This is a genomic window from Streptomyces sp. NPDC048185, from assembly GCF_043202495.1.
GTDB lineage: Bacteria > Actinomycetota > Actinomycetes > Streptomycetales > Streptomycetaceae > Streptomyces.
Genome location: NZ_JBIDAN010000003.1, coordinates 335,342 through 355,977, shown reverse-complemented (window position 1 = coordinate 355,977; position 20,636 = coordinate 335,342). Strand labels below are relative to the sequence as shown.

Here is a 20,636-nt window from a genome sequence, read left to right as displayed (position 1 = left end):
GGGAGCCCGCGCAATCAGAGTGTGCGCGGGCACCGCCGTCACAGGGTGCGGAGCAGCACCGCCGGCTGTTCGACGCAGTCCGCCACGTACCGGAGGAAACCGCCCGCCGTGCCGCCGTCGCACACCCGGTGGTCGAAGGTCAGCGAGAGCTGGACGACCTGACGGACCGCCAGCTCGCCCTCGTGCACCCAGGGCTTGGGGACGATGCGGCCGACGCCGAGCATGGCCGCCTCGGGGTGGTTGATGATCGGCGTGGAACCGTCGACGCCGAACACGCCGTAGTTGTTCAGCGTGAAGGTGCCGCCGGTCAGCTCGCCCGGGGTCAGCCGGCCGTCCCGGGCCGCCTCGGTCAGCCGGGCGAACTCGGCGGTGAGTCCCTCGGCGTCGCGCGCGTGCGCGTCCCGCACGACCGGCACGACCAGGCCCCGGTCCGTCTGCGCGGCGAAGCCGAGGTGGACGTGGCCGAAGCGGACGATCTCCCGCGCCTCCGTGTCGACGGTGGAGTTCAGCTCGGGGAAGCGGGCGAGCGCGGCGGTGCAGATCCGGGCCAGCAGGGCGACGAGGGAGATCTTCGGTCCGCCCGCCGCGTTCATCGCGGTGCGGGCCCTCATCAGCTCCGTCGCGTCCGCGTCCACCCAGCAGGTCGCGTCCGGGATCTCGCGCCGGCTGCGGGAGAGCTTGTCGGCGACGGCGCCCCGGACGCCCTTGAGCGGGGTGCGGATCTCGGCCGGCGGCCCTGCCACGAGGGCGGGCGCCGACGCCCGGGGCCTGTCGTCCGGGTGCGGTGCGGTGGCGGTCCCAGGGGGCGCCTGACGGCCGCCCTGCGCGGCGGCGGCACGCAGCGCGTACTCCACGTCCGCGCGCAGGATCAGACCGTCGGGGCCGGAGCCGGTCAGCTCGCGCAGGTCCAGGTCGTTCTGCCTGGCCAGCCTGCGCACCAGCGGGGAGATCACGGGGACCGGCCCGTCCACCGGCTCGGCGGCACGGACCCGGCCGTTCGCCCCGCCGGCCGCGGGGGACGCCGTGACGGCCCGCCCGTCCGCCCGTACCCGGCGGCGCCGCGCGGGCGCCTCGGAGGTGCCGTACCCGACCAGGACGTTGCCCGACCCCTCGGCGCGCTCGCCTCCGGGCTGCCGGACCGGCGGCTCCCCGGCACCCTCGCCCCCGGTGCCCGAGTCCCGCCCGCCCCCGCCGGAGGCCTCCTCGCCCACCGCCACCGTCAGCAGGGGTGCCCCGACCGGCAGCTCCGCCCCCTCCTCGCCGAAGCGGGCCGTGACCACACCGCCGTACGGGCAGGGCACCTCGACCATCGCCTTGGCCGTCTCCACCTCGACGACCGGCTGGTCGACGGCGACCACGTCACCGACCTCGACCATCCAGCGCACGATCTCCGCCTCGGTGAGCCCCTCACCGAGGTCGGGGAGCTTGAACTCCAGCACCTGTGCCATCAGCTTTCGGCCTCCCACTGCAGGCGCCCCACGGCGTCCAGGATCCGGTCCACACCGGGCAGGTGGTGACGCTCCAGCATCGGCGGCGGATACGGGATGTCGAACCCGGCCACACGCAGCACCGGCGCCTCCAGGTGGTGGAAGCAGCGCTCCGTGACCCGGGCCGCGATCTCCCCGCCCGGTCCCCCGAAGGAGCCCGACTCGTGGACGACGACCGCGCGTCCCGTCCGCCGCACCGAGGCGCACACCGTCTCGTCGTCGAACGGCACCAGGGAGCGCAGATCGACGACCTCGAGGTCCCAGCCCTCGGCCCGGGCCGCCTCGGCGGCCTCCATGCAGACGACCACCGACGGCCCGTACGTGATGAGCGTGGCGCTCCGGCCGGAGCGCCGCACCACCGCGCGGCCTATGGGGTCAACGGGCGCCGGCGCCTCCGGGTTCCAGGAGTCCTTCGACCAGTACAGCCGCTTGGGCTCGAGGAAGACCACCGGGTCGTCGGAGGCGATGGCCTCGCGCAGCAGTCCGTAGGCGTCGGCGACGGTCGCGGGCGTGACGACATGGAGCCCCGGAGTCGCCATGTAGTACGCCTCGGACGAGTCGCTGTGGTGCTCGACGCCGCCGATGCCGCCGCCGTAGGGGACGCGGATGGTCAGCGGCAGGGGCATCCGGCCGCGCGTGCGGTTGCGCATCTTGGCGACGTGGCTGACGACCTGCTCGAACGCCGGGTAGGCGAAGGCGTCGAACTGCATCTCCACGACGGGACGGAGCCCGTACATCGCCATGCCGACCGCGGTGCCGAGGATGCCGGCCTCGGCGAGCGGGGTGTCCGTGCAGCGGTCCTCGCCGAACTCCTCGGCGAGCCCGTCGGTGACCCGGAAGACACCGCCGAGGGTGCCCACGTCCTCGCCCATGACGTGCACGGCCGGGTCGGCGGCCATGGCGTCGCGCAGCGCCCGCGTGAGGGCCTGCGCCATGGTGGCCGGCTTGACGGCGACGGTGGTCATCGGTGGGTCCCTTCCGGTCCGGACCCGGCCTCGGCCTCCGCCGCCAGCTCCGCCCGCAGCAGGTCCCGCTGCTCGCGGAGCTGCCCGGTGGGCTCGGCGTAGACGTGCGCGAAGAGGTCCATCGGGTCGAGCTCCGCGTCCTGGTTCATGCGTGCGCGCAGGTCGGCGGCCATGGTCTCGGCGTCCTCGCGGGCGGTCGAGATGCCCTGCTCGTCGAGCAGGCCGCGCTCGGTCAGCTCCCGCTCCAGCAGCTCGAGGGGGTCGTGCCGGCGCCAGGTCTCGACCTCCGCGTCGCCGCGGTAGCGGGTCGCGTCGTCCGCGTTGGTGTGCGCGTCGACGCGGTACGTCACCGCCTCCACCAGCGTGGGCCCGCCGCCCGCGCGCGCACGGCGCACGGCGTCGGACAGGACCTCGTGGACGGCGGCGGCGTCGTTGCCGTCGACCAGGCGGCCGGGCATCCCGTAGCCGACGGCCTTGTGGGCCAGCGACGGGGCGGCGGTCTGCTTGGCGAGGGGCACGGAGATCGCGAAGCCGTTGTTCTGGACGAGGAAGACGACCGGGGCCTGCCAGACGGCGGCGAAGTTCAGCGCCTCGTGGAAGTCGCCCTCGCTGGTGCCGCCGTCGCCGACCATGGCCAGCGCGACCACGTCGTCGCCCTTGAGGCGGGCGGCGTGCGCGAGGCCCACGGCGTGCGGCAACTGGGTGGCGAGCGGTGTGGACAGGGGGGCGACCCGGTGCTCGTAGGGGTCGTAGCCGGTGTGCCAGTCACCGCGCAGCAGGGTGAGGGCCTCGACGGGGTCGACTCCGCGGGCGACGACGGCGAGCGTGTCGCGGTAGCTGGGGAAGAGCCAGTCGCGCTCCTCGAGCGCCAGCGCGGCGGCGACCTCGCAGGCCTCCTGGCCGGTGCTGGACGGGTAGACCGCGAGCCTGCCCTGCTTGGTCAGGGCGGTGGCCTGCGCGTTGTACCGCCGGCCGCTCACCAGCCGGGCGTACAGCGTGCGCAGCAGCTCGGGGTCCACCTGCTCCGCGGCCTTCGTGCCGAGGACGCGGTACGGCTCCGCGTCGGGCAGCAGCGGCGCGGGGTCGGTACGGGGCTGCCAGGCGGGCGGGGGTGTGGGCCGGTACGCGCCCCGCTGCTCCATGACCGTCATGACGGCACCTCCTCGTGGGAGCGGCTTCGGGCCCGGCACGGGTGTGACGGGCCTCACCTACCGATTGTTCGGTCGTCGGCACATTTTGGCTACAGGCGCCCCCAGGCTGTGGACAAACGGTTCTCCACAGCCTGAGATGGACGCAGTACGTCCATGGTAGGAAGGCGGGGGCACATGGCATCTGAACAAATGGCCGAGCGCCCGGGGGAGGCCACCGGCCCGGAGGACGCCGTCACCCCGCCGCCCCCGCGCCCGCTGGACGCGATCGATCAGGACATCCTGCGCATGCTCCAGGCGGACGGCCGCGCCTCGATACGGTCGGTCGCCGAACGGGTGCACGTCTCGAGGGCGAACGCCTACGCGCGCATCAACCGGCTCGTCGAGGACGGCGTGATACGCGGCTTCGGCGCCCGCGTCGACCACGAACGCGCGGGGCACGGCACCTCGGCGTACATCACGCTGAAGATCGTCCAGAACTCCTGGCGCACGGTCCGCGCGCACCTCAGGAAGCTCCCCGGCGCCTCTCACATGGCCCTGCTAGGCGGCGACTTCGACGTGCTGCTGCTGGTGCACACCCCCGACAACCGGGCCCTGCGGGAGCTGGTCCTCACCCGCCTCCAGGCCATCCCGGAGGTGCTCAGCACGCGCACGCTGCTGGTGTTCGAGACGGAGGACCTGGAACCGCAGGGCTGAGCACGGAGCCGGTGCCCGGCCGGCTCAGGAGGTCCCGCGCAGCCCCGCGAACACCAACCGCGCCACCGCGTCGACCACTTCGCGCTCGCCCGCGCCGCCCCGGCCGTCGGGCCCGTCCGGGCGGTACCACTCGACGATCGAGTTGATCATGCCGAAGACCAGCCGCGTCGCGAGCCGCACCTCCACGTCCGCGCGCACGTCGCCCTCGGCCGCCGCCGCCCTGAGCAGCTCGGCGACCCGGTGGTCGAACTCGCGCCGACGCTCCAGCGCCCAGCGCTCGGTGCCGGTGTTGCCGCGCACCCGCAGCAGCAGCGTCACGTACGGCAGTTCGGCCATGAGCACCTCGACCATGCGCCGCACGACGTACTCCAGCCGGCCGGCGGCCGTCCCCACGCGCGCGTGCTCCTCCTCGAGGATGCCGAACAGCTCGTCCAGCGCCCGGCTCACGGCGCGGCGCAGCAGTTCCTCCTTGCCCGTCACGTGGTGGTAGATCGAGGACTTGGAGATGCCGGCCGCCTTGGAGAGGTGCTCCATGGAGGTGCCGTCGTAGCCGCGCTCGATGAAGACCTGCACCGCGACGGACAGCAGCGTCTCGGGCGTGTACGTGTCGCGCTTGGCGGTGGTCATGAGGAACTGCCCTCCTGCTTGCCGGCGGCGTACGCGTGGCGGTAGAGCGCCAGGGAGGGCGCGTACCGGCCCGTGGGCGCGCACTCGTGCAGGTTGTCGAGGACCGAGCAGGCCCAGTCGCCACCGAGGCGGCGGCTCCACTCCAGCGGCCCCAGCGGATAGTTGACGCCGAGCCGCATCGCGGTGTCGATGTCCTCCTCGGTGGCCACGCCCTTGGCGACCGCCTCGACCGCCAGGTCGATGATCCGCGCGACCGTGCGGGCGACGATCATGCCGGGGACGTCGCCGATGACGCTGACCTTCTTGCCGAGCGCCTGGAACAGTCCGGTGGCCTGGGCGAGGGTGCGCGGGGAGGTGGACCGCGCGGCGGACAGGGCGATGCGGGACGCCTTGCGGTAGTCCAGGGCGAGGTCGAAGTAGACGACGTCCCGGAACTCCACGGAGGTCTGCCCGTCGGCGAGCACGAGCTGGCCGCCGCTGGGCAGGACGATCCGCGTGCCGTTGTCCTCGTCCTCCTGGCGGACCTCGATGCCCGCCTCGCGGATCAGCGCGACGAGCTCGCCGGCCGGGGCCAGATCGCCCTCGACCACGACGTACGCGGGCGGGTCCGCCGGGTCGGCGGTGTGCGGCTCGGGCCGCTCGGCGCCGTCGCGGTAGTCGTACCAGCCCTGCCCGCTCTTGCGGCCGAGGCGGCCGGACTCGACCAGGCGGCGCTGGGCGAGCGACGGCGTGAAGCGCACGTCCTGGAAGAACGCCTGCCACACGGAGTGCGTGACGGACTCGTTGACGTCCTGCCCGATGAGGTCGGTCAGCTCGAAGGCGCCCATCCGGAAGCCGCCCGACTCGCGCAGCACGGCGTCGACGGTGGCCGGGTCCGCGCCCTGGTCCTCGTGGACCGCGAAGGCCTCGGCGTAGAAGGGCCGGGCGACGCGGTTGACGATGAAGCCGGGGGTGTCCGCGCAGGCGACCGGCGTCTTGCCCCAGGCGCGGGCCGTCTCGTACGCGCGCGTGGCCGACGTGACGTCGGTGGCGAACCCGGAGACGACCTCCACCAGCGGCAGCAGCGGGGCCGGGTTGAAGAAGTGCAGTCCGACGAAGCGGCCGGGGACGCGCAGCGCGCCGCCGATGGCGGTGACGGACAGGGAGGAGGTGTTGGTGGCGAGCAGGCAGTCGTCCGCGACGACGTCCTCCAGCGCGCGGAACAGCTCCTGTTTGACGTCCAGCCGCTCCAGGACCGCCTCGACGACCAGCGCGCAGTCGGCGAGCTCGGCGAGGGTCCCGGCGGGCTTCAGACGGGCACGGGCCGCGTCGCGGTCGTCGGCGCCGAGGCGTCCCTTTTCGACGAGCCGGTCGAGCCGGGCGCCGATCGCGTCGGCCGCCTCACCGGCGCGCCCGGGTGCGGCGTCGTACATCCGTACGGGGTGGCCCGCGACCAGCGCCACCTGGGCTATGCCCTGGCCCATGGTGCCGGTGCCGACGACGGCCACGGGGCTGCTGAGGTCGAGTGCTGTCATGTGCGCGATCCTCCCGCACGGCGTTTTCCACGGATGCGGCGGTCCCCCTTGTCCCGACCGATCGTTCGGTTACTCTAGCCGTGTCCGCCTGTTTCCGCCCAGGTTTCCCCCCGAGGTCACGACTCGACGGAGAGCTCGTGAGACGAGGAGTTGGTCCCGCATGGCCGCCGAACTCACCGCGCACCAGCTGATCGACCGGCACCGGCCGACACTGGACCAGGCGCTGGAGACGATCCGCACCCGCGCGTACTGGTCCCCGCACCCCGAGCACCCCAAGGCCTACGGGGAGAACGGCAGCCTGGACATGGCGGCGGGCAAGGCCGCCTTCGACGCGCTGCTCGGCACCCGCCTCGACCTCGGCCAGCCCGGCACCGACGGCTGGACCGGCGGCGAGGTCTCCCCCTACGGCATCGACCTGGGCGTGGAGTACCCGCACGCGGACCTCGACGTGCTGCTGCCCGCCATGAAGGCCGGGCAGACGGCGTGGCGGGACGCGGGCGCGGAGCTGCGCGCGACGGTCTGCCTGGAGATCCTCAAGCGGATCGCCGACCGGACCATGGAGTTCGCGCAGGCGGTCATGCACACCTCCGGCCAGGCCTTCATGATGGCCTTCCAGGCGGGCGGCCCGCACGCACAGGACCGCGGCCTGGAGGCGGTGGCCTACGCGTACGTGGAGCAGGTCCGCACCCCCGACACGGCGGAGTGGACCAAGCCGCAGGGCAAGCGCGACCCGCTGGCGCTGACCAAGCAGTTCACGCCGGTCCCGCGCGGCATCGGCCTGGTCATCGGCTGCAACACCTTCCCGACCTGGAACGGCTACCCGGGTCTGTTCGCCTCCCTCGCCACCGGCAACGCGGTCCTGGTCAAGCCCCACCCGCGCGCGGTGCTGCCGCTCGCCCTCACCGTCCAGGTCGCCCGCGACGTCCTCACCGAGGCCGGCTTCGACCCGAACCTGGTCGCGCTCGCCGCCGAGCGCCCCGGCGAGGGCATCGCGAAGACCCTGGCGACCCGGCCCGAGATCCGGATCATCGACTACACCGGCTCGACCTCCTTCGGCGACTGGCTGGAGGCCAACGCCCGCCAGGCCCAGGTCTTCACCGAGAAGGCCGGCGTCAACACGGTGATCGTCGAGTCCACCGACGACTACCAGGGCATGCTCGCCAACCTGGCGTTCTCGCTGTCCCTCTACAGCGGCCAGATGTGCACCACCCCGCAGAACCTGCTGATCCCCCGCGACGGCATCCGCACCGACCAGGGCGACAAGTCCTACGACGAGGTGACGGCCGACCTGGCGCGCGCCGTCGACGGCCTCCTCGGCGACGACACCCGGGCGAACGCCCTGCTCGGCGCGATCGTCAACCCGGACGTCAAGGCCCGCCTGGAGGCCGCCGCCGGTCTCGGCGAGGTCGCCCTCGCCTCCCGCGAGGTGACCAACCCGGACTTCCCGGACGCCGTGGTGCGCACCCCGGTGATCGTCAAGCTGGACGGCGCCAAGCCCGACGACGAGGCCGCCTACACCAGCGAGTGCTTCGGCCCCGTCTCCTTCGCCGTCGCCGTCGACTCGGCCGCCCACGCCGTGGACCTGCTGCGCCACAGCATCCGGGAGAAGGGCGCGATGACCGTCGGCGCCTACACGACCGACCCCGAGGTCGAGCAGGCCGTGCAGGAGGTGTGCCTGGACGAGGCGGCCCAGCTGTCCCTCAACCTCACCGGCGGGGTGTACGTCAACCAGACGGCCGCCTTCTCCGACTTCCACGGCTCGGGCGGCAACCCGGCCGCCAACGCGGCCCTGTGCGACGGCGCGTTCGTCGCCAACCGCTTCCGGGTGGTGGAGGTCCGGCGCCAGGCGTGATCTAGGGAGTGCCGGACGGCGCGCCCCCGGTGGCGCTCCAGTGGTACAGCGTCATGGCCACACTGGTCGCGAGGTTGTAGCTGGAGACCTGGGGGCGCATCGGCAGCGCCACCAGGTGATCGGCCCGCGCGCGCAGCTCCGCCGACAGCCCGCTGCGCTCCGAGCCGAACGCGAGCAGCGCGTCGTCGGGCAGCTTCAGCCCGCGGATGTCCTCACCCTCCGGGTCCAGCGCGAACACCGGCCCGGGCGGCAGCCGCGCCACGTCCAGCCGCTCGACGGCGGTCGCGAAGTGCAGCCCCGCCCCGCCGCGCACCACAGTGGGGTGCCACGGGTCGAGCGGGCCGGTGGTGACCACGCCGGTCGCGCCGAAACCGGCGGCCAGCCGGATCACCGCGCCCGCGTTGCCGAGGTTGCGCGGCTGGTCGAGGACCACGACGGGGCTGGTGCGGGGCGTGTGCGCCAGCGCCCGCAGCGCGGCCGCGCGGGAGGGACGGACGGCCAGGGCGGCCACCGCGGTGGGGTGCGGGCGCGCGACGAGGGAGGCGTACGCCGCGTGCGGCACCTCGGCCAGCAGGCCGTCCAGCGCCTCCCGGACGTCCGGGGCCAGCTCGTCGGCGAGGGCGAGGGCCCCCGCGCGGTCGCTGGTGACGGCCACCGGGACGTCGGCGCCGAACCGCAGCGCGTGCTTGAGGGCGTGGAAGCCGTCGAGCAGCACACACGCGTCGGCGTGCCCGCGCCAGACGGCCAGGGCGTCGGGGTGGGCCCCGGGGGCGTCGGTCATGCCGTGAAGCCTACGTGCGCCTGCGCGGCGTCCTCCTGGGCGGCGCGGGGCGCCGGCACCTTCTCCGGCCCGCCCCCGCGCCGTACCGGCCGGCTCCGCGCACGAGCCGCCCACCCGCCCAGGCGGCGCAGGAACGAGGTCGGCAGGAAGACCGCGTCGGCGGCGATCATCGCCAGCGAGAAGAACGGCAGCCCGAGCACCACGGCGATCACCGCGTGCTCGGTGATCATGGCGGCCAGCAGGACGTTCTTGACCCGCCGGTTGAACAGGGTGAACGGAAAGGCGACCTGTACGGCGACCGTGCCGTACGTGATGAGCATGACCATCGTGCCGTTGGCGGCCAGCGCGTCGGACAGGCCGGGCCAGGGCGAGAAGTAGTCCAGGTGGAGCGGGTAGTGGACCGCGGTGCCGTCCTGCCAGCGCGAGCCCTGGATCTTGTACCAGCCCGCGGTCGCGTAGATCAGGCAGGCCTCCGCCATGATCACCAGCAGGGCACCGTTGTGCACGATGTCGGCGACGACGTCGAGCAGGATGCGCGGCTGACCACTCCTGGCCCACCGGCCCACGCTCCACCACAGGCCCTGCGCCGACCACACCGCCCACAGCAGCGCCGGGACGAACCAGTCGCCGTCGAGCCGGCCCGCCAGCGTGACCAGGAACAGCGCGAAGCCGAGCACCGCCCACAGGGCCGGTCCCGTCCGGTCCACGACGCGCTCCCCCCGCGCGCGTGCCCCGGCCGCGAGCCGTGCCCGGCGCGCGTCCAGCGACCACACCACGCCGCAACGGGTGAGGACCAGGTAGATGCTCATCAGGTGCAGGACGTTGTCGCCGCCGTCCCCCATGAAGATGCTGCGGTTCTGCAGCGAGAGCACGCCGACCATGAAGAGCACCGACATGGTCCGCGTCCGCCACCCCAGCAGCATCAGCAGGCTGCTCAGCACGGACAGCGCGTAGACGGCCTCGAACCAGGCCGCTCCGTCCGACCACATCAACGCCGTGAACGCGCCGTTGTCCGAGATCAGCTGCTCGGCGAGGCCGTGGCTCCACGGGCCGTCCGGTCCGTACAGCTCGTGGCGGTGGGGAAACTCCCGCAGCAGGAAGAGCAGCCAGGTCGCGCTGAAGCCGATGCGGATCACGGCGGTCTGGTAGGGACCGAGCGCGGAGCCGGTGACGCGGGCGATACCGCGCGAGACCGACAGGGCGAGGCCGTTCACGCGACGCCCCCTTCCGCCTCGTCGGCGGGCACCTGCCACCAGGGCAGCTCCCGGTACACCGGCCGGTCGGAGACCTTCTCACCGCTCCACTCGGGCGGTGGCACATTGGTCGTGCGGGAACGGTACTGGACGCGCTGGACGGCACCGTCCGGGCCCGCGGCACCGTTGCGGTCCAGCCGCAGGACCGCGACGCGGCGCAGATAGGTCTCGGAGAGGGTGCCCCGCAGGCCCACCGGGCGGTTGTCGGAGTCGTGGGTGGCGACGAAGAAGTCCCAGGCGCGGCGCAGCTCGTTCTGCTGGGTGTGGCTCGGCAGCAGGTTGCCGTCGATGGCCCGGCCGTCCTCGGCGGACAGGTCGTACCAGCCGGTGGTCCGTATCCCGCCGTCCGACGTACTCACCTCGGCGCGGACCTGGACGGAGATGTTCTGCTGGAGCGGGTTGGGCGCGAAGAGCTTCCAGTTCTGCTCGAACTCCGGGTAGACCCACTCGTCGACCACGGAGCCGTGCTGCTTGGACAGGGTGTTCGCCGGGGCGACGTGCAGGAAGGTCAGCCCGATGTGGGCGCAGACGGCGGCCGCGACGACGGCGAGGGCGAGCACGGCACCGACCTGGTAGCGCGGCGAGAGGGCGGCGACCCCGGTACGGGGAGACCCGGTGCCCGCCGCGGGGGCGACGGCCTGCGGCGCCGGCGGCCCGACGGGCACGGAGGCGCCGGACTGCCCAGGCACGGAGGCACCGGACTGCCCGGGCGTGGCGGCATCGGGCGGCCCGGACGCGGGGACACCGGACTGCCCGGACGCGGCGGCATCGGGCGGCCCGGACGCGGGGACACCGGACGCCCCAGGAACGGCGGCGTCGGAGGGTCCCGGCGCGGGAACACCGGACGACCCGGGCGCGGCTGCGCCGGACGGTCCCGTGGGTGGTCCGGCGCGCAGGGCGGGCGGTTCGGCGGGCCGGCTCGGCTCGTCCGGCCCCCGCCGGGCGTCCGAGCCTGTGTCGTGCGCGTCCATTCCGCCCCGTTCCCCGGTCCGTCTCTCCGCCCGCCTGCCGCGGGGGGCGCCGCGTGACACCACCGGTGCGGATGCTGCACGACGCTCGAACGGGAACGGTACTCAGGACGGCCCCTCGGCACAGCCCCCGGTGGACCGGCCGCACCGTGGCCGACACCACATCCCGGCCGCGGCCGTGGGCCGTGCCCTGCGCGGGGGGTCGCTAGAGAACGTGCCCCGGCTCGCCCTTGCCGTCCACGACGGGCCGGCCGGCGGCGGCCCACACCTGCATGCCGCCGTCGACGTTCACGGCGTCGATGCCCTGCTGGACCAGGTACATGGTGACCTGGGCCGAGCGCCCGCCGGAGCGGCAGATCACGTGGACCCGGCCGTCCTCGGGCGCCGCCTCGGTCAGCTCGCCGTAGCGGGCGACGAACTCGCTGATGGGAATGTGAAGGGCCCCGGCGGCGTGGCCCGCCTGCCACTCGTCGTCCTCGCGCACGTCCAGCAGGAAGTCGCCGTCCTTGAGGTCCGTGACCTCGACCGTGGGCACACCAGCTCCAAAACTCATGCCTCCGACGCTACCCGACACGACGGACCGCCCGGCCCGCCCGCCGGTCCCGTCGGCTACGTCGGGTCCCAGGCGTCGCCGCACGTCAGGACCGGGTCCAGCCGCGCAGCGCGGGATTGGCGAGGACGTCGTCGAGAGCCAGTTCGACCGCCGCGGGCGTCAGCCCGTCCGGCGCGGTGACGGACAGCTCCGCGACAGTGCCCCGACAGCTGACGAGAGTGGCCCGCCAGTCCGTCGGCAACAGGGCGATCAGCCGGATCGCCGCGGTTTCCGGGGGAGCGTCGGCCGGACCGCTGATGCGGACGGGGTGCTCGGTGGGCATGGAGCCTCCAGAGGGTGCGGTGCCCGCCGGGGCCGCTGGGGGGCGGAACGGCCCCGGCCGGGGACCTTGGCGTGTCGTGTGCGGTCAGCGGGAACTGCGGGCCCGGCTCAGCTGGAAGACGCTCGCCAGCAGCGCGATCAGAAGGACACCGCCGATGCCGTAGCGGGCGCCGTCGCCCATGTCGCTGGTGAGCACGGCGACCTCGGCGCCGCACAGGATGGCGACGAGGGCGGCGATCAGGACGGTGTTGTTCGTGCGGTTGTTCTCGCTCATGGCGTTGTCTCCTCTGTGGGGGGCGGCCCGGGGGCCGGTCGGATGGGTGGGCCGGCCTTCGCCCGGGGGCTTCGGCCGGAGGTCGAGTGGATCGTAGAGAGGCGTCCCCGCCCGGCGGGAACCGTACGAGCGGTTCCCGGCCAGAGCGGGCGGCCCCGGGGTCGCCGGCGCCGGATCAGTCGCCCAGCTTCAGCGCCTGACGGAACGACAGCTTGCGACCGGTCTGCATCAGCGCCCTGCGGTAGACGCGCTCGCTGGCCAGGACGATCAGGGCGGCCGCGGCCAGTGAGACGAGCAGGGAGGCCACGGGCTCCCACCAGGCCGTGTCGCCCGCGATGATCCGGGCCGGCATGGTGATGGTCGAGGTGAGGGGGACGAAGGACAGCACGCTCTGAACCGTTCCGCTGACCGCGATGCCGACGACGAAGACGACGGCGACCAGGGCGTTCACCGGGGTCGTGGTGGACTGGATGTCCTCGGTGCGGGTGGCGATGGCGCCGGCGGCGGCGAAGACGCAGGCGAGCACGGCGATTCCGACGACGTAGTAGACCAGGAACCAGCCGAGGCCCACCGTGACCTGTCCCAGCGTGCCGGTCTCGCCGGTGGCGACCAGACCGATCGCCGCCGCTGCCGTGAACGCCACCATCTGGGCCAGGGCCAGCGTCGTGCTGCCGACGATCTTGCCCACCAGCAGGTCCCGCAAACGGATCGAGCTGGCGATGATCTCGACGATGCGGTTCTGCTTCTCCTCCACGATGCTGGTGGCCAGCGAGACGCCCAGCAGGACGGCCGCCAGGTAGAACAGGAAACCGAAGAAGTAGGTGGCCATGCGCACCACGGACTCGGGTGTCTCGTCCGGCGACAGCAGCGTGTGCTGCAGCGTGGCGCCCTGGGTCAGGCTCGCCATGTCGGTGCCCGCGGCGGTGGCGTTGGCCTCCATGGCGCTGCTCTGGACGGCGGCGCCGAGCCAGGTGGCGGCGGTGGAGTCGCTGCCGGTGTCGCCGAGCAGGGTCCAGCCCTCGGGCGTGCGCAGCAGTCCGGCGTCGACGTCTCCGGCCCGGACCGCCTCACGCACCGCGTCCGCCGAGGACTCCTCGTGCACGGTGATCTCGACGTCCTGGTCGGCCCGGCCGGCCATCGCCTCCGCCTGCCGCACCAGGGCGTCGCCCTCGGAGGCGACCGCCGCGACCGTGATCTTGCCGGCCGTGGAGGCGAGGTAGACCTGGAGGCCGACCGCGCCGAGGATGACGGCGAGGGTGGCGACCGTGGAGAGCAGGAAGCCCCGGTCGCGGATCTTCACCGCTATCTCGCGCGCCGCGACGATCAGCCAGGCCGCCTCGCGCCGCGCCCCTTCCTCCCGGCGTCCGGGCCGGCCGGAGCGGGCGGACTCGGCAGGGTGGTCCGGGCCGCCGGTGACGGTGGTCCCCTGCTCGTCGGTGTGCGGTGTCTTCTCGGTCGTGAGCGTGGTCATGCTGCCGTCATCTCCCTGAACACGTCGGCGACACTGGGGACGATCTCGGCGAATTCCCGTACCGGGCCCCGGCGCAGTGCCTCCGCCAGAAGCCGGTCGGCCACCTCGTCGGTGGCCAGTTCGAGCAGGGCGGTGCCCTCCCGCTGCTCGATGACGTCGACGCCCTTGACGTCGCGCAGCCAGCCGGTGGGGCCGGCGGTCACCAGACGGTGCCTGACCCGCCCGCGGCGGCGCAGGTCGGCCGCGGTGCCCTGGGCCAGCACGCGGCCGGCGGACTGCACGACGAGGTCGTCGCAGAGCCGCTCGACCAGTTCCAGCTGGTGCGAGGAGAAGAGCACCGGGACGCCGCGCTCGGTGTGCTCGCGCAGCAGGTCGGCCATCGCGTCCACGGCGTGCGGGTCGAGTCCGGAGAACGGCTCGTCCAGCACCAGCAGACGCGGTTCGCCGATCAGCGCGGCGGCGATCTGGACGCGCTGCTGGTTGCCCAGCGACAGCGACTCCAGGCGGGCGTCCCGCTTCTCGGCCAGCGCCAGTCGTTCGATCAGCGCGGAGGCCGAGTCCTGGGCGGCACGGGCGCTCAGTCCGCGCAGCCGGCCCAGATAGACCAGCTGACTCAGCACGGTCTGCTTGGGGTAGAGGCCGCGCTCCTCGGGCATGTAGCCGAAGCCGCGGCGGTCGACGGCGGTGACCGGCGCGCCGTTCCAGCGGATCTCGCCGCCGTTCAGCGCCAGCACGCCCATGATCATGCGCATCGTCGTGGTCTTCCCCGCGCCGTTCCCGCCGACGAAGCCGGTCATCCGGCCGTCGTCGACGCGGAACGACACCTGGTCGACCACGCAGCGGTCGCCGAAGCGCCGTACGACGTTGTCCAGTTCCAGCATCGCGTGCGTTCCTCCCGTTTCGAGGGGGTCGGGCGTGCCCTGGCGGGCCGCTTCGTCAGGGCAGGGGGTGGGGGGCCGCGGCCCGGTGGTCGGTCAGGCGTGCCGGGCAGCCGGTACGCCGGGGGGCGGAGTCCAGACGGGACCGGTTCCAGCTCCACCGGTGCGTCTCGTCCATCCGCAGGTTCTGGTAGCCGGCCGGTACGGCCTTCACCGCGCGCCAGCCCATCGCGGCCACGGTGGCGGGCAGCCGGGGCGTGAGGTCGACGACCAGCGGGTCGGCGCCGTCGGCGAGCAGCGCGGCGACGATCGCGTCGGTGCTCACCTCGGCCGGGGTCATCGGTTCGCCGCCCGGGACGAATCCGGCGACCCAGTCGCGTACGGCCCGGCGGGCGCGGGCGGTCAGCATGTACCGGATCCGGTCGTGCTCGGTGACCAGCGGGTCCGGCACGTCCGCGACCGGTCCGTCCAGCAGGGTGACCTCCAGCGCGGCCCGGACCTGCCAGGCCTCCTGAAGGGCGCCCAGCAGCGCGTCGTAAGGGCGGTCGGAGGCCTTCATGCCCACGGTCACCAGGGCGCCGGGACGCTCCGGTTCCAGCAGGCAGGCCACCACGCACCACAGGCCGTCGACGGCCGTCGGGATCCGGGCGAAGACCGCCTCCGCGCCCCGGTCCAGCGCGCGCCGCCACAGGGTGCGCAGCGCCTCTCCGGTGGGCCGGTCGGGTTCGCCGGCCACCGCCGCGAAGGGGTCGCTCCAGCAGGGCAGTCCCAGCTGGCGGCCCCAGGCGACGGTGAACGCGTCCCGCTCGACGATCTCGACGAGCGCCGAGCGCAGCGCCATGTCCGCACTGCCGCCGGACGCGGCACCGGACGGGCCGGGGTCGAACAGGGAGGCCGGTTCCGTGGTCGGCCAGTCGACGAGGTGGGCCGGGACCAGTACCTCGGCCGAGTCGCTCAGCCGCCGCGCCGGGTACCAGGCGAGTTCCGCGTCGGCGGCGTCCGGGTGGGCCAGGGCGTGGCGGGGGTCGTGCGCGGCCAGGGCCGGACGGCCCAGCCGGGAGGCGGTGCCGTGGACGGTGCCGAGCCGGTCGTCGGGGTGCAGCGCGCGCCGCTCGACGGCCTCGCCGGCGCCGCGCAGCAGCGCGTCGGCCCGGGAGTGGCCGTTGGCGCCCGCCACCAGCGCGGACAGCGGCACCTCGGTCTCGTCCACTCCGGCGACCGGGGCCAGCGCCACGGCGGTGCTCCACAGCGGGTTGTCGCCCTGCGGGGGCAGCAGCGAGTAGCGGGAGGCGATGCCGGTGGCCGGGGCGAGGGTGCGCGGGACGTCGATCATCAGGCCGCCTCCGCGTATTCACGCACCGGCGTGCCGCCCAGGAAGGGCAGGGCGGCCGTGTCGTCGTCGGCGAGCGCGGCCAGCGCCAGCAGCACGCCGGCCGAGCCGGTCGCGAGGTCGGTGGAGAGCCGGTAGCCGTGGTCGCCCAGGAAGTCCACGCGGCCCGGCTCGGCGGCCATGGCCTCCCAGCCCAGCGCGTCCAGGTGGGTGCGGATCAGCTCCGGGTCGCGGTCCTCGCCGGTCAGCGCGAGCAGGGCGCCCGCCCGGCCGGTGAACAGGCCGCAGGATATGGCGAAGTGGGTGTGCACGGTCTCCAGCAACCGCTCCCGGGCCGCCGCCAGGTCGGCGCTCGGCCGGTGCCGCTGGAGGGCCCGGATCACCAGGGCGATCCCGGCGCTGCCGATGAGGCCGGGGCCGAGCCGGAGCCGGCTGTCCTCCTGGTCCAGGTCGATGGTCTCCAGGTCGGCCCGCAGTTCGGCCTCGGCGGCGTCCAGGTGGCGGATGTCGCCGCCCTGCTCGAACAGCCGCAGCAGGAACAGCGCGTGACCGGTGCGCCCGTGCACCAGGCCGACCCGCTTGGGACCGGCGGACGCGCTCTCCGGGCCGCCCAGCCGGCCCGCGAGGGTGCGGGCCATCTCCAGGTACGCCGGGTCACCGTGCCGCTCGGCCAGGTGCAGGGCGACCAGGCCGAGACCGGCCCAGCCGTTGCACAGCGAGTCGCTGACGTTGGCGACCGGGGTGGCGAAGGCCCGCCGCATCAACGCGTCGGCCTCCTCCCGGCGGCCCAGGTGGTCGAGGGTGAACGCCGGCCCGGCCAGGCCGGTGAAGAAGCCGGGCCCGTCGGTCTCGGCGTCACGGACGTGGTCGGCGAGCCACTGCACGTGCTCGGCCGGCGGCCGGTGCCCGGTGCGGGACAGCGCCCACAGCACGCCCGCGGCGCCGTACGCGAAGGTGGTGCCGCCGTCCGGGATGAGGAACTGCATGGCGTCGCCCGGGTAGAGGCGGTCGTCGCGCTCGGGGGAGGCGGCCTCGACGATGGAACGGGCGATCCTGGAACGCAGTCCGGCGTCGGGGACGGCGGGCCACTCGGCGCGGAAGTCCCGCTCGCCGGTGAGCACTTCGGGGCCGAGTCCGTCGGCGATGGCGCGGACCAGCGACTCGGGCAGGTCGAAGTGTTCCGTGGCGGCCTTGAGCAGCGTGCGCACCTTGGCCACGCCCCACGGCACCACCTGCGGCAGCGGCATGAACATCGTCAGCCGCAGCACGTTGAGGGCGAACAGGTCGACCGCGGTGCCGGTGAGGTGGTGCGGCGCGTGGAAGCCGAGGGCGCCCATCGCCTGCTGGTAGCCGGCCTCGACCGGGGTGCACGTCTCCATGTCGATGAACGCGACCGTGTCGTCGGCCTTGAGCAGGATGTTGCCCGGGTGGAGGTCGCCGAAGACCACACCGCGCTCGTGCATGTCGGCCACGCCTCGGGAGACCTGGTCGAGGATGCCCAGCGCCCACTCGGTGTAGGCGGCGCGGGCCTCGGGGGTGTTGTCGCCGGAGGTGAAGGGGTGCCGGCGGCGCAGCACGTCGATGAGGGCCTCGCCGTCGACGAAGTCACGGGCGAGGAAGCGGTGCTCGTGTCCGTCCCGGTAGTCGATCAGCGCCGGCACGGTGGGCAGGCCGGCCAGCGTCGTCAGCGCCCAGTGCTCGCGCTCCATGCGGGTGATCGCGTCGGCACCGCTGGCGTCCAGGCCGGCCAGCGGACGGGCCTCCTTCAGCAGCACCTCGGCGCCGGTGCGCTGGTCGACGGCGCGGTAGACACCGCCGCCGTTGGAGAAGTGCAGCGCCTTGTAGACGCGGAACGGGAAGTTCTTCAGGGTGCCCTGCCTGCGCTTGGCGTGCGCCTCGGCCAGGAACTCCGGGAGGGTCACCCACTCCGGCGGGCGGAACGCGGGGCGCCGCAGGTCGGGCACCATCTCGCCCTGCGGGTTGCGGATGCCGGGGACGAGGGCGCCGTTCTCGGCCCGGGCCATCTTCAGCACGAAGCCGCCGTAGCGAACGAACAGCGGGCCCTGGTTCCAGCGCAGGTCGCTGAGGATGTACGGGGCGGGCGTGCCGCCGACCAGCTCGTCCAGCTCGCGCAGGGTGCGCTCGAGGATCTCCTCGGTGGGCGGGTAAATGGTGACGAACTTGCCGCTGGCGCTGCGGTCGCCGTACTTGCTGCCACGCCGGCCGAGGATCTCCCGGTTGGAGATGTACTTGTACATCAGCCCGCGCTCCGCGCAGTACGGGGCGACGATGTCCAGGAGTTCGGCGGCGTTGTCCGGCGAGGCGGAGACGTGGATCTTCCAGCCCTGGTCGGGGACGTCCAGGTCCGGTGGTGTGCAGAACGTCCACTCTCTGCCCCGGGTCACCGTCCAGCCGGTTCCGGGGACGCGGCCCGCGTGGAAGTCCTGGTCCGTGGCGCCGTCGTGATCGGGGGCGTCGTAGAAGAGGGAGTCCTCGCGGCAGAAGTCGAGGAAGCGGAAGTCGAGCACGATACGTCTCCTGACCGTGGGTTCGGGTGGGCGCGGCGGTGGCCGCGCGGCGGGTGGGGGCGGGCTGGGGGCTACGGGAGGAAGGGGCTGATGTAGGTGCGGTAGCCGACCTCCCACAGCGGCAGCCGGCCGGTGTCCACCTGGGCGGCCCCGGCGGGCTCGTCCGGGGTGCCGTCGAGGTCGAGCCGGTAGGTGGTGACCGGCATCTTCAGGGCGCCGTCCAGATCGATCGGGAAGAAGGCGTCGAGCGGTGCGTCACCGGTCCCGGCGGGGGCGTCGCCGATGGTCGCGGTGCCCGTGGTGGGATGCAGCACGGGGCCGTTGGTGGTGAGGGTGACCTTCTGGCCGGGCCCGATGCGATCGGTGTCGGCGCCGTCGAGGAGGACCAGGTCGACCCCGCCGGGCCGGCTCACGTACGCGGCGGACACCGTGTGCGGAACGGGCAGGAACATCAGCGCGCCCACCGCGGCGGTCACCGCCGTCGTGACCAGGGCGATGCGGGGCCGCCCGGCACCGGCCGCGCGCACCTCCCCCGCCAGCCTGCGGACTCCGCGCCCCAGGAAGTACAGCCCGTACGACACCCCGCAGGCGGCCAGGCAGATGCCGATGACGCCGCCGCGGCGCAGCAGGTCGATCCAGAGCTGGAGCGCGGTGGAGAGCAGGTACAGCGGGAAGATCATGCAGGCCAGTCCGTAGACGGTGGTCCAGCGCTGCTTGAGCTCGCGCTCGTAGGTGCCGCCGAACAGCAGGCGGGCCAGGGAGCGGCGGGCGTCGGTGATGGCGCGGTCGCGCAGGTAGGGGATGTCGACGTGGCTCATCAGGGCGATGTAGCCGTCGAGCTTGATGAAGGGCAGCAGGTTCAGCAGGCCGGTGATGTAGCTGCCGAGGGCGAAGAAGACCAGGGCGGTCTTGGCCCCGGAGTCGGCCAGCGGCCAGGCCGCGAGGGCGGAGGCACCGGCGAGGAAGGTCTGCACGGCGGGGCCGGCGAGGGCGACGTGGACCCGCTGGCGGCGCTGCGGCAGGCGCCAGGCGTCGGACACGTCGCAGAAGAACGCCGGCATCAGGTAGAAGAGCATGATCCCGATGCGCGAGGGCTTGCCGCCGTAGCGGATGAGCGTGGCGGCGTGGCCGAGCTCGTGGATCGAGGTGCCGACGATGAGTCCGGCGAGGATGCCCAGGTAGGTCAGGGGCGACAGCGGGCCGGACAGCGAGGCCGTGACGTAGGCGTTCTGGACGGCGAGGGCGATCAGCCCGGTCAGGGCGATCAGCAGGGCGCCGCCGACCAGGTACCGGTTGCCCATGCGGGCGAAGAGGGGCTGCAGGGACTGCATGGTGCGGCCCGGCCGCAGCAGGGTGAACTGGAAGGTGAACGGCGGGACCATCTTGAAGCGGCCCTGACGGCGGGGCGCCTTCATCTCGCCGTTGTCGATCAGGGCGAGGTCGTCCAGGCGCCGGACGGCGAAGCCGACCATCTCGGTGTTCCAGCCACCGCCCATCAGGCGGGCCAGCTCCTCGTGGTCGCGGCTGCCGTCGAAGTGGCCGGCGAGGGCGGCGACTTCGGGGCTCACCCGGATGTAGCGCGGGCCACGCTGCAGCACCCACGTGCCGCCGTCGCCCATGGGCGGGTGGATCTCGGTGCCCGGTGCGCGGTTCGGCCGCTGCGTGTGCGCGGCGGGCGCAGCGGGTGACGCGGTGGTGGCGCTCACGGTGGTGTCCTTACGGCGGGAGGGAATCGGTCGGTGGGTGGGGCGCCCCCCGCCTCGGCCCAGCTCATTCGTTTGCCGGAAGCAGGGCCGAGGCAGGATCTGCGGTTGGTGCCGAAGACCTAGTGAGGACTACTCACTGGGGGTCGCGTCCCTCGTCGCGGTTCCTCGATCAGGTGAGGGCGATCGAGGTGGCGACGGCCGACGAGACCGTGGCACCGATGGAGACACCGGTCCAGAAACCGGGGGCCTCCAGCGCCTCCAGCTCCTGCATCTCCAGCTCCACG

Annotated in this window: 19 protein-coding genes; 2 read left to right on the top strand and 17 right to left on the bottom strand. The window is 73.6% G+C overall.

The window, feature by feature from the left end; all coding sequences use genetic code 11:
- Window positions 1-38: 38 nt before the first annotated feature.
- Genes ACGF3H_RS12160 through pdhA form a run of 3 tightly spaced genes read right to left on the bottom strand, consistent with a single transcriptional unit; the run spans window position 39 to window position 3,603 of the window.
- On the bottom strand, window positions 39-1,448 hold the full coding sequence (locus ACGF3H_RS12160) for a dihydrolipoamide acetyltransferase family protein (protein WP_362486334.1): 1,410 nt from the start codon (window positions 1,446-1,448) through the stop codon (window positions 39-41).
- Window positions 1,448-2,452, bottom strand: a complete 1,005-nt coding sequence (locus ACGF3H_RS12155; protein WP_362486331.1) for an alpha-ketoacid dehydrogenase subunit beta — start codon at window positions 2,450-2,452, stop codon at window positions 1,448-1,450. The genes ACGF3H_RS12160 and ACGF3H_RS12155 overlap by 1 nt, the downstream gene beginning before the upstream one ends.
- The gene (gene pdhA, locus ACGF3H_RS12150; protein WP_362486328.1) at window positions 2,449-3,603 is read right to left on the bottom strand and encodes a pyruvate dehydrogenase (acetyl-transferring) E1 component subunit alpha; all 1,155 of its coding nucleotides are present in this window, start codon (window positions 3,601-3,603) and stop codon (window positions 2,449-2,451) included. The genes ACGF3H_RS12155 and pdhA overlap by 4 nt, the downstream gene beginning before the upstream one ends.
- Window positions 3,604-3,792: 189 nt before the next feature.
- On the opposite strand from pdhA, the gene ACGF3H_RS12145 reads away from it, so the two are divergent.
- Window positions 3,793-4,296: an Lrp/AsnC family transcriptional regulator gene (locus ACGF3H_RS12145; protein WP_362486648.1), complete on the top strand. Its 504-nt coding sequence runs from the start codon at window positions 3,793-3,795 to the stop codon at window positions 4,294-4,296.
- A gap of 24 nt (window positions 4,297-4,320) precedes the next feature.
- Here ACGF3H_RS12145 and ACGF3H_RS12140 read toward each other — a convergent pair whose 3' ends face one another.
- Both ACGF3H_RS12140 and ACGF3H_RS12135 read right to left on the bottom strand, forming a co-directional pair.
- Window positions 4,321-4,923, bottom strand: a complete 603-nt coding sequence (locus ACGF3H_RS12140) for a TetR/AcrR family transcriptional regulator (RefSeq protein WP_362486326.1) — start codon at window positions 4,921-4,923, stop codon at window positions 4,321-4,323.
- Window positions 4,920-6,437: a 3-hydroxyacyl-CoA dehydrogenase gene (locus tag ACGF3H_RS12135; protein ID WP_362486324.1), complete on the bottom strand. Its 1,518-nt coding sequence runs from the start codon at window positions 6,435-6,437 to the stop codon at window positions 4,920-4,922. The genes ACGF3H_RS12140 and ACGF3H_RS12135 overlap by 4 nt, the downstream gene beginning before the upstream one ends.
- Window positions 6,438-6,597: 160 nt before the next feature.
- Here ACGF3H_RS12135 and paaN point away from each other — a divergent pair, with 160 nt between their 5' ends.
- Complete coding sequence (gene paaN / locus ACGF3H_RS12130) at window positions 6,598-8,289, top strand: phenylacetic acid degradation protein PaaN (RefSeq protein ID WP_362486321.1); 1,692 nt, start codon at window positions 6,598-6,600, stop codon at window positions 8,287-8,289.
- A gap of 1 nt (window position 8,290) precedes the next feature.
- On the opposite strand, the gene ACGF3H_RS12125 is transcribed toward paaN, so the two are convergent.
- From ACGF3H_RS12125 to ACGF3H_RS12070, 12 genes are all read right to left on the bottom strand, one after another.
- Window positions 8,291-9,070, bottom strand: coding sequence for a TrmH family RNA methyltransferase (locus tag ACGF3H_RS12125; RefSeq protein WP_362486318.1), 780 nt, complete (start codon window positions 9,068-9,070; stop codon window positions 8,291-8,293).
- A complete protein-coding gene (locus ACGF3H_RS12120) occupies window positions 9,067-10,284 on the bottom strand; it encodes an HTTM domain-containing protein (protein WP_362486315.1) in 1,218 nt (405 codons plus the stop codon). The genes ACGF3H_RS12125 and ACGF3H_RS12120 overlap by 4 nt, the downstream gene beginning before the upstream one ends.
- The gene (locus tag ACGF3H_RS12115; protein WP_362486312.1) at window positions 10,281-11,294 is read right to left on the bottom strand and encodes a DUF5819 family protein; all 1,014 of its coding nucleotides are present in this window, start codon (window positions 11,292-11,294) and stop codon (window positions 10,281-10,283) included. The genes ACGF3H_RS12120 and ACGF3H_RS12115 overlap by 4 nt, the downstream gene beginning before the upstream one ends.
- Before the next feature lie 202 nt (window positions 11,295-11,496).
- Entirely contained in the window at window positions 11,497-11,826 is a 330-nt protein-coding gene (locus tag ACGF3H_RS12110) for a rhodanese-like domain-containing protein (protein ID WP_161166738.1), read from the bottom strand.
- Between the two features lie 103 nt (window positions 11,827-11,929).
- Window positions 11,930-12,166, bottom strand: coding sequence for a hypothetical protein (locus ACGF3H_RS12105; RefSeq protein WP_362486309.1), 237 nt, complete (start codon window positions 12,164-12,166; stop codon window positions 11,930-11,932).
- Window positions 12,167-12,250: 84 nt separating this feature from the next.
- A complete protein-coding gene (locus ACGF3H_RS12100) occupies window positions 12,251-12,439 on the bottom strand; it encodes a hypothetical protein (protein ID WP_362486306.1) in 189 nt (62 codons plus the stop codon).
- Between the two features lie 175 nt (window positions 12,440-12,614).
- Window positions 12,615-13,910, bottom strand: coding sequence for an ABC transporter permease (locus ACGF3H_RS12095; protein WP_362486303.1), 1,296 nt, complete (start codon window positions 13,908-13,910; stop codon window positions 12,615-12,617).
- Window positions 13,907-14,791 (bottom strand): ATP-binding cassette domain-containing protein, encoded by an 885-nt coding sequence (locus ACGF3H_RS12090; protein ID WP_362486300.1) that lies wholly within the window; start codon window positions 14,789-14,791, stop codon window positions 13,907-13,909. Before ACGF3H_RS12090 ends, ACGF3H_RS12095 begins: the two co-directional genes overlap by 4 nt.
- A gap of 55 nt (window positions 14,792-14,846) precedes the next feature.
- The gene (locus ACGF3H_RS12085) at window positions 14,847-16,121 is read right to left on the bottom strand and encodes a YcaO-like family protein (protein ID WP_393816477.1); all 1,275 of its coding nucleotides are present in this window, start codon (window positions 16,119-16,121) and stop codon (window positions 14,847-14,849) included.
- A complete protein-coding gene (gene lanKC / locus ACGF3H_RS12080; protein ID WP_362486294.1) occupies window positions 16,121-18,646 on the bottom strand; it encodes a class III lanthionine synthetase LanKC in 2,526 nt (841 codons plus the stop codon). Before lanKC ends, ACGF3H_RS12085 begins: the two co-directional genes overlap by 1 nt.
- A 71-nt stretch (window positions 18,647-18,717) precedes the next feature.
- Entirely contained in the window at window positions 18,718-20,352 is a 1,635-nt protein-coding gene (mpaP, locus tag ACGF3H_RS12075) for a daptide biosynthesis intramembrane metalloprotease (RefSeq protein ID WP_362486291.1), read from the bottom strand.
- Between the two features lie 169 nt (window positions 20,353-20,521).
- Window positions 20,522-20,623, bottom strand: a complete 102-nt coding sequence (locus ACGF3H_RS12070; protein ID WP_382551630.1) for a daptide-type RiPP — start codon at window positions 20,621-20,623, stop codon at window positions 20,522-20,524.
- Between the last annotated feature and the right edge of the window lie 13 nt (window positions 20,624-20,636).